Origin of the sequence: Serratia sp. 22278 (assembly GCF_052045405.1) — a bacterium.
In the GTDB taxonomy this organism is placed as follows: Bacteria; Pseudomonadota; Gammaproteobacteria; order Enterobacterales; family Enterobacteriaceae; genus Serratia; species Serratia marcescens.
Map to the genome: position 1 here is coordinate 644,809 of NZ_JBQEOW010000001.1, position 16,353 is coordinate 661,161.

Below are 16,353 nucleotides of genomic sequence, written 5' to 3' on the forward strand. Positions count from 1 at the left end.
GATAAGCCCTTATTCCAGCGAGATCCAGGTGGTTTTCAATTCGGTGAACTTGTCCAGCGCATGCAGCGATTTGTCGCGGCCGTTGCCGCTCTGCTTGTAGCCGCCGAACGGCACGGTCATGTCGCCGTCGTTGTAGTTGTTGACGAACACCGTGCCGGCCTTCAGTTGGCGCGCCATGCGGTGCGCGCGCGCCAGATCGCGGGTCCAGACCGCGGCGCCGAGGCCGTAGTCGCTGTCGTTGGCCAGCTGCAGCGCCTGTTGCTCGTCGTCGAAGGCGGTCACCGCCAACACCGGGCCGAAGATTTCATCGCGCGCCACGCTCATGGCATTGTCCACCTGGGTGAGGATGGTCGGCCCCAGATAGCCGGCGTGGTCGCCCTGCGGATGGTCGCGCCCGTCGAGGAACAGCGCGGCGCCCTGGCTCAGCCCCCGATCGATATAGCCGGCCACTTTCTCGCAGTGGCCGCTGTCGATCAGCGTGCCCATCACCGTGTCGGGATCGAGCGGATCGCCGGGCATGAAGGTCGCCGCGTGTTTGCGCAGCGCCTGCAGGAACGCTTGCTCAATGCTCGCTTCGACCAGCAGGCGAGTGCCGGCGATGCATACCTGCCCCTGATTATAGAAGATGCCGGCGGCGGCGCTGCGGGCGGCCTGATCCAGATCCGGGCAGTCGGCGAAGACGATGTTGGCGCTTTTGCCGCCGGCCTCCAGCCAGACGCGCTTCATGTTCGATTCGCCGGCGTAAATCATCAGCTGTTTCGCCACCAGGGTGGAGCCGGTAAAGGTGAGGGCGTCGACGTCGCGGTGCAGCGCCAGCGCCTTGCCGGCGTCGTGGCCATAGCCGGGCACCACGTTCAGCACGCCGTCCGGCAGTCCGGCCTGCTGAGCCAATTTGCCGAGCAGGATGGCGCTCAGCGGCGATTTTTCGGAGGGTTTAAGCACCACGCTGTTGCCGGCGGCCAGCGCCGGGCCGAGTTTCCAGCAGGCCAGCAGCAGCGGGAAGTTCCAGGGCACGATGGCGCCGACCACGCCGATCGGCTCGCGCTCGATCAGCGCCAGCGCCTCGCGACCGGTGGGGGCGATTTCGCCGTACACCTTATCGATCGCTTCGGCGTACCAGCGGATGCAGCGGATGGCGCCCGGCACGTCGTCGCGCAGGCTGTGACGAATGGGTTTGCCGGTGTCCAGCGTTTCCAGCAGCGCCAGCTCTTCATGATGCTGTTCCATCAGATCGGCGAAGCGCAGCAGCGTGGTTTTGCGCTGCGCCGGGGCGGCCTGGGCCCAGTCGCCGCGTTCAAAGGCGGCGCGCGCCGCGCTGACTGCCCGATCGATGTCGGCGGCTTCGCCGCGCGCGACCTGCGCCAGCTCGCGGCGGCCGGCGGGATCTTCCACGGCGAAACGTTTCCCCGCGGCGGCCGGCTGGTAGCGGCCGTCGATAAACAGCTGGTGCTCAATCTTCAGGGCCTGCGCCCGTTGTTGCCAATACTGCAAATGGTGAAAGTTCATGCCTGGCTCCGTTGATCAGAATGTCGTCGGCGTATGGGCGCTGATAATCCGGCAAATGCGCGCCGACGTGTTGCTGAAACTGTGGGGGATGCCGGTATTGATGGCGTAGCTCTGCCCGGCCAGCAGGTGATAGCTCTGGCCGTTGACCTGCAGCACCACTTCGCCCTCCAGCAGCGTGCCGATCTCTTCCCCTTGGTGTTTGATGCGCTCGCCGGTGGTGGTGCCCGGTTCGTAGGTCTCGATCATCATCGCCAGCGTGCGGTTCGGGTCGCCGTTGTGGATCAGCTTCATCGAAACGCCCTGGCTGCCGATTTCGATCAGGTCGTCGCTGTCTATCACGATCTGCGGCTCAGCCGGTTTTTCCGGCTCGGCGAAAAACGCCGACAGCGACAGACCGTACACCGTCAGCAGCTTTTGCAGCGTGCTGATGGCCGGGCTGACCTTGTCTTGCTCGATAGTACTGATGGCGCTGTGGGTTAACCCAGACAGTTCGGCGACCCGGCGCTGCGACAACCCTAATTGTTGACGGATCTGCGACAGACGTTTTCCCGGTGCCAAGCTGACGTCGCTCATGGGCGTTTTTCCTTTTGATAGTTCCGACAGGCGGTGATGAAACCATCAAACAACAGGCGCGACAGGGCGTACTCGTCGCTGTTCCACTCCGGGTGCCACTGCACGCCGAGCGCGAAGGGCTGATCGCGCACGCTGATCGCCTCCACCAGCCCGTCAGCGGCGTGCGCCTCGATGCGAACGCTCGCGCCCAGGGTTTTGGCGCCCTGGCCGTGCAGCGAGTTCACCCAGAATCTGTTGCAATCCGGTATCAGTTGCGAAAGCAGCCCCCCTTCCTGAACGATGACCTCGTGGGCGGGGGCGTATTGCTGTTCCAGCGGCAGGTCGTGATCTTCACGATGCTCCAGCAGCTCGGGCAGTTCATACAGGCGGCGATGCAGGGTGCCTTGAGTGGCGACCACCATTTCCTGCATGCCGCGGCAAATGGCGAAAAGGGGAATGCGCCTGTCGAATGCCTGGCGGATCAGCGCCAGGCTCAACGCGTCTCGGCCAGGATCGGCGTCAGGCTCATCGCCGTTTTCACCATAAAGGTGCGGCTGCACATTACTGGGGCTGCCCGGCAGCAAAATGCCGTCGAGGCGCGGCAGCAGTTCCGCCAGCATTTCCGGCTCCGCCAGCGCGTGTGGCAGGGCGATCGGCAAGCCGCCGGCGGTGATAACGGCATTCAGGTACTTTTCTTGCAAGGTCTGTGTGAGGTGCCCGTTTAACCTATACCTGCACATGACGACGCCAATGACTGGTCTGTTAAATATATTGTCCATGCTATCCCCTTGGTACGTTCGAAATTATGAACGATAAGCTTGTCCACCGCCGATTTCGTTCAATATTCTATAAATCTAGCAGTCGATTGGGCAATATTCAAACCAAAAGTAACACTTGCAAAACAAATTTGTTTCATCTACGTTTCATTTGTGGGCATTATATTGAACAAGACGGTCAATAAACATCGACGACAGCAAAACACAAACGGCGGGTGAACCATGCAGACCAACATCGTAGAAGTGGAAAACTTTGTTCAGCACAGTGAAGAGAGACGAAGTAGCGCGTTCCAGCGCGAAGTGAAGAAGTATTTGGAACGTTATCCGTTAACCCAACATGTCGACGTACTGTTGACCGATCTGAACGGCAGCTTCCGCGGCAAACGCATCCCGGTCGGCGGCCTGAACAAACTGGAGAAGGGTTGTTACTTCCCGGCGTCGGTATTTGCGATGGATATTCTCGGCAACGTGGTGGAAGAGGCCGGGCTGGGGCAGGAGTTGGGCGAGCCGGATCACGTGTGCGTGCCGGTGCCGGGCACGCTGACGCCGTCGGCGGCGGACCCGCAATATATCGCGCAGGTGCTGCTCACCATGCTGGATGAAGATGGCACTCCCTTTGACGTTGAACCGCGCAATGTGCTGAACCGAGTATGGCAGCGTTTGCGTCAGCGCGGGCTTTCCCCCGTGGTAGCGGTAGAGTTGGAGTTCTATCTCATCGATCGTCAACGCGACGCGGAAGGCTATCTGCAGCCGCCGTGTGCGCCGGGAACCCAGGAGCGCAACACCCAAAGCCAGGTGTACTCCGTCGATAACCTGAACCATTTCGCCGATGTGCTGAGCGAAATCGACGAGCTGGCGCGTTTGCAGGGCATTCCGGCGGACGGCGCGGTGGCGGAGGCGTCGCCGGGGCAGTTCGAAGTCAACCTGCACCATACCGATGATGTGCTGCAGGCCTGCGACCATGCGCTGGCGCTGAAACGGCTGGTGCGCATGGTGGCCGAGAACCACAACATGCAGGCCACCTTTATGGCCAAGCCGTATGAAGAGCACGCCGGCAGCGGCATGCACGTGCACATCAGCATGCTGAATGCGCAAGGCGACAATGTGTTCGCCGACGACGACGGCGAGGATTCGGCGCTGCTGAAACAGGCGCTGGCGGGCATGATCGCCCTGATGCCGTCCTCGATGGCGCTGCTGGCGCCGAACGTCAACGCCTATCGCCGTTTCCAGCCCGGCATGTATGTGCCGACCCAGGCTTCCTGGGGGCATAACAACCGCACCGTGGCGCTGCGCATTCCCTGCGGCGATCGCGACAATCACCGCGTGGAGTATCGCGTGGCGGGCGCCGACGCCAACCCTTATCTGGTGATGGCGACCATTCTGGCGGGCATCGTCTACGGCCTGGAAACCGCATTGCCGCTGCCTGAGCCGGTGACCGGCAACGGGCTGGAGCAGGACGGGCTGCCGTTCCCGATCCGCCAGAGCGACGCGCTGTACGAGTTTGAACATCAGCCGGTGCTCAATGCGTTGCTGGGCGAACGCTTCAGCCATGTCTACCTGGCCTGCAAAACCGACGAACTGGTGCAGTTCGAGCGCCTGATCACCGAAACCGAAATCGAGTGGATGCTGAAAAACGCCTGATCCCGCTCACCCAACGACTACCGCGCGCGCCCGGCGCATTTCATCGGCTCTCCTGTAGCCCGTGAGGCTGCGCGCTGCGGTACAGCATTTCTTCTATCACGGCGTACAGGACGCCGACGAGGAAATAACCATGACTCAGCCATTCCCATGCGCAGACGTTTGCCTGTGCCGCAGTGCCTACGGGCCGGTCGCCGGCCGCCCGACAGTGACCCCAACCCGCTTTCCCCGCCGCCTGAGCAGCAGTTTCCCCGCGGCCTCTCTGAATGACGTTGCACGGTTGACAGCAGAGGACCAAAAGGGGAAACGCCATGACGATTAAAACCATCGACGGCGGTCCGGCGGGCAAACCGCAACTGCGCAAATCCCTCAAGCTGTGGCAGGTGGTGATGATGGGCCTGGCCTATCTGACGCCGATGACGGTGTTCGACACCTTCGGCATCGTCTCCGGCCTTACCGACGGCCATGTGCCGACCTCCTATCTGCTGGCGCTGGCCGGCGTGTTGTTCACCGCCATCAGCTACGGCAAACTGGTGCGCCAGTTTCCCACCGCCGGTTCCGCCTACACCTATGCGCAGAAGGCGATTAACCCGCACGTCGGTTTTCTGGTGGGGTGGTCATCGCTGCTTGATTATCTGTTCCTGCCGATGATCAATACGCTGCTGGCGAAGATTTACCTGACCGCGCTGTTTCCGGAAGTGCCGCCCTGGGTGTGGGTAGTGGGCTTCGTGATCCTGATCACCGCCATCAACCTGAAAAGCGTCAATCTGGTGGCCAACTTCAATACCCTGTTCGTGCTGGCGCAGGTGGCGATCATTCTGGTATTTATCTACCTGGTGGTGCGCGGCCTGCACAACGGCGAGGGGATGGGCACGGTGTGGAGCCTGCGGCCGTTCCTCAGCGAGAATGCGCACCTGCTGCCGATCATTACCGGCGCGACCATCCTGTGCTTCTCGTTCCTCGGTTTTGACGCGGTCACCACGCTGTGCGAGGAGACGCCCGACGCCGCCAAGGTGATCCCGCGCGCCATCTTCCTGACTGCGCTGTACGGCGGGGTGATCTTTATCAGCGTGTCGTTCTTTATCCAGCTGTTTTTCCCGACCATTCAACGCTTTCACCAGCCCGACGCCGCGCTGCCGGAGATCGCGCTGTACGTCGGCGGCAAGCTGTTCCAGTCGATCTTCCTGTGCGTGACCTTTATCAACACGTTGGCCTCCGGCCTGGCGTCGCACGCCAGCGTGTCGCGCCTGCTGTATGTGATGGGGCGTGACAATGTGTTCCCGGAGAAATTCTTCGGCTATATCCACCCCAAATGGCGTACGCCGGCGCTGAACGTACTGATGGTCGGGCTGGTGGCGTTGTCGGCGCTGTCATTCGATCTGGTGACCGCCACGGCGCTGATCAACTTCGGCGCGCTGGTGGCCTTTACCTTCGTTAACCTGTCGGTGATCAGCCACTTCTTTATTCGCGAAGGGCGCAACAAAAGCTGGAAGGATCGCTTCAACTTCCTGTTCCTGCCGTTGGTGGGGGCGCTGACGGTGGGGGTGCTGTGGCTGAACCTGGAGAAAAGCTCGCTGACCATGGGGCTTATCTGGGCGACGCTGGGCTTCGGCTATTTGGCCTGGCTGACCCGACGCTTTCGCCAGCCGCCGCCGCAGTTGGAGCGGCAACCGCAGCAATAAATTCACAGGCGGGAGTTTCCCGCCTTTCTTTTTGGTACGTGCGGCAGTAGAGTGAAAAACCTGATAAAAAATAACCTATTGGACCTGCCTTATGCCCGCTTTGCCCTCGCGTACCCGCGCCACGTTGTTCGGTTTATTGGCCATTGTGCTGTGGAGCAGCGTGGTCGGCCTGATTCGCAGCGTCAGCGAAGGGCTGGGGCCGATCGGCGGTGCGGCGATGATCTACAGCGTCAGCGCGGTGTTTTTGCTGGTGGCGCTCGGCGTGCCGAAATGGCGCAGCTTTCCGCGGCCTTATCTCATCGTCGGCAGCCTGCTGTTCGTCAGTTACGAGATCTGTCTGTCGCTGTCGCTCGGCTACGCCAATACCCGCCTGCAGGCGATAGAAGTGGGCATGATCAACTACCTGTGGCCCTGTTTCACCGTGCTGATGGCGCTGGCGATCAACGGCCAAAAGGCGAAATGGTGGCTGCTGCCGGGGCTGCTGCTGTCGCTGTTCGGCATCGGCTGGATCATGAGCGGCGAGGGCGGCTGGTCACCGGCGCAGATGCTGGCCAACGTGCGCAGCAACCCGCTCAGCTACGCGCTGGCCTTCAGCGGCGCGGTGATTTGGGCGCTGTATTGCAACCTGACCAAGAAGATTGCCCGGGGCAGCAACGGCGTGGTGCTGTTTATCGTGCTGACCGCGCTGGCGCTGTGGCTGAAGTACGCCTTCAGCGCGGAAAGCGGCATGCAGTTCAGCGTCGGCGTGACCGTGACGCTGCTGTGCGCCGGGGTGGCGATGGGGGCGGGGTATGCCGCCTGGAACGTCGGCATTCTGCACGGCAACATGACGCTGCTGGCGACCGTCTCCTATTTTACCCCGGTGCTCTCGGCGGTGTTCGCCGCGCTGGTGCTGCACACCTCGCTGACCGCCAGTTTCTGGCAGGGCGTAGCGATGGTCACACTCGGCTCGCTGATCTGTTGGCGGGCAACTCGCGGAAATTAACGGAAATTATCCGCTGTCGTCGCAATGTTGAACTAGAATTTAACTAGCCATGTTGCCTGAAGGAACGACGACGATGAGAAGCGACATTCAATTTATTCAACAGCCTGAAATCGACGTGCATCACTATGAGCGCGGCGATACCGTTCGCCTGACCACGGCGAATTTGCGACATGAATATCAGCTCGACGTTTATATTTTGCGCCGCGACGATAAGCTGATTTACGGCTCGGTCGTCGCGGCGGCGCCCAAGACCGATATTCCGGTCGCCAGTTGGGAGGTGAAAAACGGCGAAGAGGTGGCGTTCCGCCAGGAAAACATCGCCAAGGCGGTGCCGGCGGTGAACTGACGCGCAGCGATTATGGCGCGATTACGCTGAATAAATTAAAGAAATCAATTTATTGTTTCCACTGGCTGCGCTTTTTGAAGATGAGAAAGCGTTTTATTTGCCATTAGGAGACCTTTGAAATTATTGGTAACATATGCGGGTTATATAGCGTGTTATAGGGATATATTTTATGACTCCACCTGCGGATGTTGCGCGAGTTTTTATCGGGTGTGATCCAAATGATTGCGATTTGGAACAGATGATGGTTTTGGAGTACAGCTTGCGTAAGCATGCTTCAATACCTGTTCAAATTGAGTGGATGCGTTTGTCGCGAGACCCTGCCAGTCCCTGGTATTCTCAAAGTGGCGGCGAAGGTTGGACCACCGAGCGTTGGGCAACGCCGTTCTCTGCATTTCGCTGGGGCATTCCCGCTTTCTGTAACTTCCAGGGGCGGGCATTTTACTCCGATGCGGACGTGCTGTATCTCTGTGATATCGCAGAGATTTGGCATCATCCGATGAAGGAGGGTACTGCCATTTTGGCCGCGGGTTCCGGCAACGATCTGCGCTTGGGGGAAATGCTGTGGGATTGCGAGGCAGCGGCGCGATTCTTGCCGCCGCTGGATGAGTTGCGCCGTGATCCATTGGGGCATAAAAAAATGCAGCGGTTCTTTGAAGAACATCCCGAGTTCGTTGAGCCGTTGAAACCGGAATACAGCAATCTGGATGGTGACGATTTGCCGTTGGAAGCATTGAAGGCGTTGCATTACTCGGATATGAGCAGCCAATTTTCCCACCGTTATTCGCTTCCCAGACTGCGGGCTGAAAGCCGCAAGCATTGGTTTGATGGCAAGATCCGCAGCCATTATCGCGATGATCTGCGCGAGCTGTTCGAACAATACTATCGCGAAGCGCTGCAGGCCGGTTATACCCTGGAACGGTACCGGAATGTGCAGTTATTCGGCGGTTTCAATAAGCAATCTCAGAAAAAATATGACGGCAATCCGATTACGCGCAAGAAACAACCTTTTTTGCGCCGCGTCTTGAGCGGTTTGCTGGATTAGTCGATCTTTCCCTCCCAGGGAGTTTGTCGCGCGCTGGCGCCTGAGGGTGTTTTTTGCGTTCACTATTCTGCGGGCTGTGGCGTTAATCGCCGCGGCCCATCTTTTATGACTTTCAGCGGGTTTCCCCGCCGTCTACCAGCGGGTTACATTTGCTGCAATTTTCGGCTGAAAAATGCTTTACATGACAAAAATCACAGCGAATGTGAATTTGCATGAAACATAATTTGACAAATGTGAACGCAATCGATTACCTATTCGCGAAATGCGTAACTGGATCACAGATTCTTACAGTCAGTGGTTTCTATAATGCGCGCGTCATCCGAGTTTCTGTGTGAAGACAACGCCAGGTGTCGGCAGACTCATTGTCATCTTTTCTAAACGGGCAGGAAATGGCCCTTTAAGCATGTGGTAATAAAATGAAAAAAATAGCTCTCGCAGCAGGTGTACTGCTCGCAGCGTCTTACAGTGCATCATCAATGGCTGATAGCAAAGACAGTCAATATGTCTCCGACTGGTGGCACCAGAGCGTCAACGTGGTGGGCAGCTACCACACCCGCTTCGGGCCACAGCTGAATAACGACGTGTATCTCGAATACGAAGCCTTCGCCAAGAAAGACTGGTTCGATTTCTACGGTTACGTTGACGTGCCGAAATTCTTCGGCGTGGGCAATACCCCGGATCGCGGCATCTGGGACAAAGGCTCCCCGATGTTTATGGAGATTGAACCGCGTTTCTCCATCGACAAACTCACCGGCACCGATCTGAGTTTCGGTCCGTTCAAAGAGTGGTACTTCGCCAACAACTACATCTATGATCTGGGCCACAACGCCGATGGCCGTCAAAACACCTGGTACATGGGTCTGGGCACCGATATCGACACCGGTCTGCCGATGAGCCTGTCGATGAACATCTATGCCAAATACCAGTGGGAAAACTACCAGGCCGCCAACGAGAACAGCTGGGACGGTTACCGCTTTAAGGTGAAATACTTCGTGCCGCTGACCCAGGTGTGGGGCGGCAACCTGAGCTACATCGGCTTCACCAACTTCGACTTCGGTTCCGATCTGGGCAAGGACAGCCATTGGGTTGACGGCACCGGCAAACAGGTGCGCACCAGCAACTCGATCGCCTCCAGCCATATTTTGGCGCTGAACTACGATCACTGGCACTATTCTTTCGTGGCGCGTTATTTCCACAACGGCGGTCAGTGGCAGGATGGCGCGGATATCGGCACCCCGCAGGGCCCGATCAAGTCTACCGGTTGGGGTTATTACCTCGTGGTCGGCTATAACTTCTGATTTTCCGTGCTATCAGAAACAGAAAACCCCGCCTGGCGGGGTTTTTTTTCGTCATCACTGGGCTTGTTCAACCGGGAGATGCTTCACCGGCATAAACAGTCTGCCTTTGATCACGTGACATTCATTATTTATCCAACTAATGATTTGTTCACGGCTGACGCCTTCCGACTGCGCGTACCGATGAAGATCGCCATTAAAGTGCCGAGTGATGTATTCCATGAGGGTCATTTGCACGTCTTTTGCTCCTGAACGCCCACCCGTTGCCAGCCTGGCCACCGCGGGAGGTTGAGGTTTCTCAGACAGCGAATGTAAATTATCGGCAACCAAATCTCAACATAAAGCACCAGATTGGGGCGACAGCGGTGTGAAAAAGAATCCCGCACGGAGAGGCGGGAAATGTTCGCTATTATCATTATGGATGATAAGAATAAGATTTGAGGTGCGACGAAAAAGAGCACGCTAACTCTTTTTTGTTACCTTCCCACGCTAGCGTAAGGCTTATTTTTCTTCAAGAAAAATCTGAGACAAGCATCGGCATTTTCGAGGCATTTTGCGTTGAGACAAGGTTTGAAAGCGAATGCCGTAAAAGCGCACCGTTATCTCGGAGTTTTCCTTATACTTTGTCTGGAAAAGGCTGGCTATAGTCAACAGAGTCACCCACGCAGGAATACACAACATGAACAAACGTCGTACGACTCTCACGGTGTTGGCGCTGATTGCATCGCTGGGGTTGTCATCCGCCCCGGCCTTGGCCGACAAAGGCGGCAATGGTAACGGCAACGGGAACGGCCATGGTAACAGCGGCAATCACGGCAATAACGGTAACCATGGCAACAACGGCAATCACGGCAACAAAGGCAATAAAGATAAAGGCGGCTATAGGAACGACGATAATCTGGTCTCCGTCAGCCTCTCGCGCGACCGCGCCCGTTCGCTGGCGCACAACTATGGCCTGACCGGCTACAGCTCGCTGCCACCGGGCATCGCCAAAAATCTGGCGCGCGGTAAACCGCTGCCGCCGGGTATCGCCAAAAAAGTGGTGCCTTACTCGATGCTGCGTGAGTTGCCGCAGTACCCGGGTTATGAGTGGCGTATCGCCGGCGACGACCTGGTGCTGGTCGCACTCAGCACCGCGATTGTGGCCTCCGTGATCAATGGCGTTTTCGACTAACGTTTGTCGAGCGTTATCGGGCCTCGCTGCGGCGGGGCCTTTTTATTTGCCAGCGCGGGGCGGACGTGGTGAACTTTGGGCCTGACATTTTCACTGCATCATAAGGGAGGCGCCATGTTCAGGGCGTTATTGATAGCCTGCTGTTTGACCAGTTTTCCGGCGTTGGCAGATGGCGCCGCCGCCATCGGCGAGCTGGTGAACCAACGGCTGTCGTTGATGAAAGACGTTGCCGGTTACAAGGCGCAGCAGCATTTACCGATCGAAGACCTGGCGCAGGAGGCGAAGGTGTTGGCCAGCGCGCAGGCGGAGGCGGGGCGTTTGGGGCTGGAGCCGGCGTCGGTACGGCCTTTTATCGCCGCGCAGATGGACGCCGCCAAGGCGATTCAGTACCGCTATCGCGCCGACTGGCTGGCGAGCCCGGAGCCCGGCTGGCAGCCGCGGCCGTTGGCGCAGGTGCGCCCGCAGATCGCGCAACTGAGCAGCCAGATATTGCAACGCCTGGCGGAGCGGCTGCGTGCCGGCCCGCTCGGCGAGGCGGATCGGGCGGCGTTTATGGCGTCGGTGGATCAGGTGAATCTCAGCGCCGCCGACAAGCGGCGGCTGGCGGATGCGCTGCTGGCGGTCAAAACCGGCAGCGCACGCTGAGCGTCAGTCGCGGCCGACGGTGCTGCGGCGGAAGGTCAGCATCCGGCTGCGGTTGGCGATGAGATCCACGTTGTAACCGCGGAAATAGAGGCAAAAGCGTTTTAACCACGGGCCGTCCTGGCACTCCACCAGCATGCGGCCCTGGCCGAGCGGGCTGAGCGTGCCGGTCTGCGCCGCCGGACCGACGCCAATATGCACCCGATCGCCGCGAATTTCAAAGGCGGTGCGATAGTGCGGGTGATACCACAGCCCCTGCACATGCTTCAGGCAGTCGCCGTTAGCCGTGACCGGCAGAAAACGGCGCGCCACATGCCCGACTTCGCCCTCGATCGCTTCACCGGTCCATTTCAATTTGAGCGGCATATGGGCGGACAGCGACACGGCGTACCCGTCCTCGCCCTGATACAGCGGTTCATCGCTGCCCAGATAGGCCAGGTTGCCATCTTTGACCTCCAGCCAGTGCGGCTCCGCCAGCGTGGCGTAGAGGCCGTCGGGGATCGCCGTGCTGCGCTGCGGCAGCGGTTCGCCGAGCAGCGCCGCCATCACCTGCAAAGCCATCCCGAAACTGTCGCAGTCTTCGCGATTGGCCACCAGCGCGACGCCGGCCTGACGGTCGGGCGCCAGCAGGAAATAGGTTTTGTAACCGGCGTGGGAACCGCCGTGGCCGAGCAAGCGGCGGCGGCCCAGCGGGGTTTGCGCCAGACCCAGGCCATAAGCGCTGAGCTGGCCCTGATTGAGACGGCGCGGTGCGCCGAGTTGCGCCAGCACGCCCTGGCCGGGGCCCTGGTCGGCCAGCAGCGTCTGCAGCCAGCGGGTGAGGGCGTTGAGGCTGCCGGTCAGGTTGCCGGAGGCGGAAAGGTGCAGGCCGGCGCTGGCGTGTTGCCAGCCCTGCGGCGCACGCCAGTAACCCGGCACCAATCCCGGCACCACGTCGAACCAGCTTTCCGGCGCCCGCATCTGCACCTGCAGCGGCCGGGCGATGTGCTGTTGCACCAGTTGGTCGAAATCATACCCTTTGCTGCGCAGCGCGGCCTCCAGCAGCCGATAGCCGGTATTGCTGTAGGCGATCTCGCTGCCGGCTTCGTAGTTCAATTTCTCCAGCCCCTCGACAAACCGCATCACCGGCTGCGCCTCGCTGACGGCGTGCAGCGAGATGCCCAGCAGGCCGAGCGTCTCGCGCACGTCGGGCAGGCCGCCGGTCATGTCCAGCGCCTGGCCGACGGTAACGTCCGCCAACGCGGGCTGCAGGGCGGGGAGCAGTTCACCCAGACGTTGCTCCAGCCGAATGGCGCGATCGGTGGCGTTCAGCGCCAGCGCTGCGAAGATATGCTTGGTCACTGAAGCATAACGCACCACGCTGTCGGCGGTGAAGGGGGTGTTCTGCGCCAGATCGGCCAGGCCGGCGCAGGCGGTGGCGCGGCGTTGTTGGGCGTCAAACAGGGTGATGGCGCCGCCGGGTTCGCCATGCCGTTGCCAGCCGGCCAGCAGTTGTTCGGCCAAGGCGCCGGCAGCGCGCCAGTATAACGGTGTTACAGACATAGGGCCTCCAGAGAGTATTCGAAACGGGCCAGCTGGCCACACGCCGCCCGGCGCTGAGCGCGGGCTTTTGGGCTGATTGTGGCGCAGTGCGTTTTTCGTCGGCCGCTGTTTTGTGCGCTGTTTAGACCAGTTAGCGGGGAATCACGCGAAACTTTGATATAGCGCGCAGATTGCTGCTGGCGTTGCGGTTAGAGGCGGGAGAAAAACAGGCGCGCGGCGGCGCCTGTAAAGGGGGATCAATTCAGTCTGGCGGCGCCGTCCAACAGGCTTTCAATCATCTGCTTGAGCAGGCGCTGCAGCGAGGCGGCGCGCTGGGGCTCGAACGCGAAAGGATACTGTTCGGACATGTAGTTGACCTGCGCCAGTTCGAGCTGGATCGCATGCTGTTGTTGCTGCGGCTGACCATAAGCGCGGGTGATATAACCGCCCTTAAAGCGACCGTTGAGCACGTGGGTGTACTGCTGTTGCTGCTCGCAGCAGGCGACCAGCCGATCGCTCAGCGCCTGGGCGCAACTTTCACCGCCGTTGGTGCCGAGATTGAGATCCGGCAGTTGGCCGTCGAACAGCCGCGGGATCACTGAGGCGATGGAGTGCGCGTCGAACAGCAGCGCATAGCCATGGCGCGCTTTGAGGCGCGCCAGTTCGTTCTGCAGCTGCTGATGATAAGGTTGCCAAATTTGCTGCAGGTAGGCGGCGCGTTCTTCGTCCGTCGGCGCTTTGCCCGGCAGGAAGCTTGGGCGACCGTCGAACAGCACGTCGGGATACAGGCCGGTGGTGGCGGTGGTGTACAGCGGCTTGTCGTCCGCCGGGCGGTTCAAATCGATGACGAAGCGCGAATAGTTGCCGACCAGCATGCTGGCGCCCATCGCCCGGGCGAAGTCGTACAGCTGCGGAATGTGCCAGTCGGTATCGGGCAGCGGGCGAGCGTCGTCGGTCAGCCCGGCCTCGACCGCCGGCGTCAGTTGCGTGCCGGCGTGCGGAATGCTGATCAGCAGCGGCAGGCTGCCGGTCTGGAAGCTAAAAGGATCGCGAATGGTCATTGACGTACTTCTCCTCGGAAAATCACCGTACAGGGCAGTTGACCGCCCAACCAATAAGCCAGTTCCGCCGGCCGCGACAGCGGCCAGTGAACGAAGTCCGCCACCTTGCCGGTTTCCAGCGTGCCGTGGCTGTGCTGCAGCCCCAGCGCTTTGGCGGCGTGGGTGGTGACGCCCGCCAGCGCCTCTTCCGGCGTCAGGCGGAACAGCGTGCAGGCCATGTTGATCATCAGGCGCAGCGACAGCGCCGGCGAGGTGCCGGGGTTGGCGTCGCTGGCGATCGCCATCGCCACGTGGTGCTTGCGGAACAGCGCTACCGGCGGGCACTGAGTTTCACGCAGCAGGTAGTAGGCGCCCGGCAGCAGCACCGCCACGGTGCCGGCGTCGCCCATGGCGCGGGCGTCTTGCTCGGTGGCGTATTCGAGGTGGTCGGCGGAGAGCGCGTGGTGGCGCGCCGCCAGCGTGCTGCCGCCGAGGGCGGAGAGCTGCTCGGCGTGCAGCTTGACCGGCAAACCGGCGGCTTCGGCGGCGGCGAAGACTCGCTCCACCTGCGCCGGTGAGAACGCCAGATGCTCGCAGAAGGCGTCGACCGCATCCGCCAGGCCGGCGGCCGCCGCCTGCGGGATGATGGTGTCGCAGACCAGATTAATGTAGTCGTCGGCGCGGTTGGCGTATTCCGGCGGCAGCGCATGGGCCGCCAGACAGGTGGTTTTCACCTCGACCGGCAGCAGCTCGCCCAACTTGCGCGCCACCCGCAACATTTTCAGTTCGCTCTCCGGGCTGAGGCCATAGCCGGACTTGATCTCCACGCAGGTGACGCCTTCCGCCAGCAGCGGCCGCAGGCGGAACAGCGCCTGCTCCAGCAGCAGCGCTTCGTCGGCCTCGCGGGTGGCTTTCACGGTGGAGATAATGCCGCCGCCCTGTGCGGCGATGTCGGCGTAGCTTACACCGTTCAGCCGCTGTTCGAACTCGCCGCTGCGGTTGCCGCCGAACACCAGGTGCGTGTGGCAGTCAACAAAGCCGGGGGTGACGATGCCGCCGTCGAATTTCACCGTTTCGTCCGCGATCAGGCCGGGCGGCAACGCCGCATGTTCGCCAATCCAGACGATCTTGCCGTCGCGCACGGCGATCGCGCCGTCGGTCAGGGTGTGATATTTGCCGTCGCGCATGGTGACGATATCGGCGCCGTGCCACAGGCTGTCACAGTGAATCTCAGACGTCATTGCTTTCCTCCGCCGGAGCCGCAGCTCCCACATGGTTGTATATACAATTAAAAACAACCTAACGCATTCACCGGGATGTCACAAGAGGCGGGAGAGATTTTGTTATCAGGATGTGATCGACCGCGGAGATGCGGGCGCAGGGGCGCCCGCCGGGGATCAGACTTCGCTGGTGAAGCGGCCGAACAGTTGATAACGGCTGCCGGGGTACAGCAGCCGGGCCGAGGTGACCACGGTTTTGCCGGACCAGGTGCGGCGATGGATCAGCAGGCCGGGTTCGTGGTCCTCCAGCTGCAGCAGCTCGCGCTCGCGCCGGGTGGGGATCACCGCTTCGACGATGTGTTCGCCGGCGGTCAGCGGCGCGGCCTGCGTCAGATAGGTATAGGGCGTGACGCGGTCGAAATCCTGCTTCAGGTAATCCGGCGCCACCAGTGGGTTGACGCAGCGGTCTTCCACCTGCACCGGCACGTCGTTTTCGTAATGCACGATCTGGGAGTAGAACAGCCGTTGGCCGGGCTGAATGCCCAGCGCCGTCGCTTCTTCCTCGCTGGCCGGGCGGGCCTTCAGCTCGAGGATTTTACTGCTGTGGTGATGACCTCGCGCGGCGATCTCATCGGCGATGTTGTGCACTTCCAGCAGTGCGGTATGCGCCTTGGCTTCGGCGACGAAGGTGCCGACGCCCTGCATGCGAATCAAAAAACCTTCGCTGGTCAGCTCGCGCAGCGCGCGGTTGATGGTCATGCGGCTGACGCCCAGTTCCGCCACCAGTTCACTTTCGGAGGGCACGCGCTGGTGCGGTTGCCAATGCCCCGCACGGATTTGATTCACGATCGCCTGTTTGACCCGTTGGTAGATCGGGGCGGGGGCATCGCTCATTGCAGCCGCCAGTTGTAACACGGTCTGTTGTTCAGCCACG

Annotated in this window: 16 protein-coding genes; 8 read left to right on the top strand and 8 right to left on the bottom strand. The window is 60.6% G+C overall.

Annotated elements, in window-relative coordinates:
* Nucleotides 1–9 precede the first annotated feature (9 nt).
* The 3 genes from puuC to puuD are packed head-to-tail and all read right to left on the bottom strand — an operon-like array spanning nt 10 to nt 2,837.
* Complete coding sequence (puuC, locus tag ACTJJ6_RS03280) at nt 10–1,506, bottom strand: aldehyde dehydrogenase PuuC (RefSeq protein WP_060445309.1); 1,497 nt, start codon at nt 1,504–1,506, stop codon at nt 10–12.
* Nucleotides 1,507–1,521: 15 nt separating this feature from the next.
* Nucleotides 1,522–2,079: an HTH-type transcriptional regulator PuuR gene (puuR, locus tag ACTJJ6_RS03285; protein WP_016928041.1), complete on the bottom strand. Its 558-nt coding sequence runs from the start codon at nt 2,077–2,079 to the stop codon at nt 1,522–1,524.
* Nucleotides 2,076–2,837 carry a gamma-glutamyl-gamma-aminobutyrate hydrolase gene (puuD, locus tag ACTJJ6_RS03290; protein WP_025302552.1) on the bottom strand — a complete coding sequence of 254 codons (762 nt, stop codon included), beginning with the start codon at nt 2,835–2,837 and terminating at the stop codon, nt 2,076–2,078. The genes puuR and puuD overlap by 4 nt, the downstream gene beginning before the upstream one ends.
* A gap of 219 nt (nt 2,838–3,056) precedes the next feature.
* Here puuD and ACTJJ6_RS03295 point away from each other — a divergent pair, with 219 nt between their 5' ends.
* From ACTJJ6_RS03295 to ACTJJ6_RS03320, 6 genes are all read left to right on the top strand, one after another.
* On the top strand, nt 3,057–4,475 hold the full coding sequence (locus ACTJJ6_RS03295; RefSeq protein WP_015377637.1) for a glutamine synthetase family protein: 1,419 nt from the start codon (nt 3,057–3,059) through the stop codon (nt 4,473–4,475).
* A 308-nt stretch (nt 4,476–4,783) separates the two neighbouring features.
* The gene (locus tag ACTJJ6_RS03300; RefSeq protein WP_016928039.1) at nt 4,784–6,154 is read left to right on the top strand and encodes an APC family permease; all 1,371 of its coding nucleotides are present in this window, start codon (nt 4,784–4,786) and stop codon (nt 6,152–6,154) included.
* Between the two features lie 91 nt (nt 6,155–6,245).
* Nucleotides 6,246–7,139: an aromatic amino acid DMT transporter YddG gene (gene yddG, locus ACTJJ6_RS03305; RefSeq protein ID WP_016928038.1), complete on the top strand. Its 894-nt coding sequence runs from the start codon at nt 6,246–6,248 to the stop codon at nt 7,137–7,139.
* Between the two features lie 73 nt (nt 7,140–7,212).
* The gene (locus ACTJJ6_RS03310) at nt 7,213–7,485 is read left to right on the top strand and encodes a hypothetical protein (protein WP_004941292.1); all 273 of its coding nucleotides are present in this window, start codon (nt 7,213–7,215) and stop codon (nt 7,483–7,485) included.
* A 169-nt stretch (nt 7,486–7,654) separates the two neighbouring features.
* On the top strand, nt 7,655–8,527 hold the full coding sequence (locus ACTJJ6_RS03315; RefSeq protein WP_028128053.1) for a glycosyl transferase: 873 nt from the start codon (nt 7,655–7,657) through the stop codon (nt 8,525–8,527).
* 416 nt (nt 8,528–8,943) lie between these two features.
* Entirely contained in the window at nt 8,944–9,825 is an 882-nt protein-coding gene (locus tag ACTJJ6_RS03320; protein WP_028128054.1) for a nucleoside-specific channel-forming protein Tsx, read from the top strand.
* Between the two features lie 54 nt (nt 9,826–9,879).
* On the opposite strand, the gene ACTJJ6_RS03325 is transcribed toward ACTJJ6_RS03320, so the two are convergent.
* The gene (locus ACTJJ6_RS03325) at nt 9,880–10,059 is read right to left on the bottom strand and encodes a hypothetical protein (protein ID WP_025160261.1); all 180 of its coding nucleotides are present in this window, start codon (nt 10,057–10,059) and stop codon (nt 9,880–9,882) included.
* Nucleotides 10,060–10,501: 442 nt separating this feature from the next.
* Between ACTJJ6_RS03325 and ACTJJ6_RS03330 the strand changes: the two genes are divergently transcribed.
* Together ACTJJ6_RS03330 and ACTJJ6_RS03335 are read left to right on the top strand one after the other, a co-directional pair.
* Entirely contained in the window at nt 10,502–10,996 is a 495-nt protein-coding gene (locus tag ACTJJ6_RS03330) for an anti-virulence regulator CigR family protein (protein WP_033640576.1), read from the top strand.
* 114 nt (nt 10,997–11,110) lie between these two features.
* On the top strand, nt 11,111–11,641 hold the full coding sequence (locus ACTJJ6_RS03335) for a chorismate mutase (protein WP_033640575.1): 531 nt from the start codon (nt 11,111–11,113) through the stop codon (nt 11,639–11,641).
* Between the two features lie 3 nt (nt 11,642–11,644).
* Here the strand turns inward: ACTJJ6_RS03335 and ACTJJ6_RS03340 are convergent, their stop codons facing one another.
* From ACTJJ6_RS03340 to hutC, 4 genes are all read right to left on the bottom strand, one after another.
* Complete coding sequence (locus ACTJJ6_RS03340; protein ID WP_440802093.1) at nt 11,645–13,180, bottom strand: serine hydrolase domain-containing protein; 1,536 nt, start codon at nt 13,178–13,180, stop codon at nt 11,645–11,647.
* Between the two features lie 236 nt (nt 13,181–13,416).
* Nucleotides 13,417–14,220 (bottom strand): N-formylglutamate deformylase, encoded by an 804-nt coding sequence (gene hutG / locus ACTJJ6_RS03345; RefSeq protein WP_176063328.1) that lies wholly within the window; start codon nt 14,218–14,220, stop codon nt 13,417–13,419.
* On the bottom strand, nt 14,217–15,440 hold the full coding sequence (hutI, locus tag ACTJJ6_RS03350) for an imidazolonepropionase (RefSeq protein ID WP_016928030.1): 1,224 nt from the start codon (nt 15,438–15,440) through the stop codon (nt 14,217–14,219). The genes hutG and hutI overlap by 4 nt, the downstream gene beginning before the upstream one ends.
* Before the next feature lie 156 nt (nt 15,441–15,596).
* Nucleotides 15,597–16,352 (bottom strand): histidine utilization repressor, encoded by a 756-nt coding sequence (hutC, locus tag ACTJJ6_RS03355; RefSeq protein WP_028128056.1) that lies wholly within the window; start codon nt 16,350–16,352, stop codon nt 15,597–15,599.
* Nucleotide 16,353: the final 1 nt, after the last annotated feature.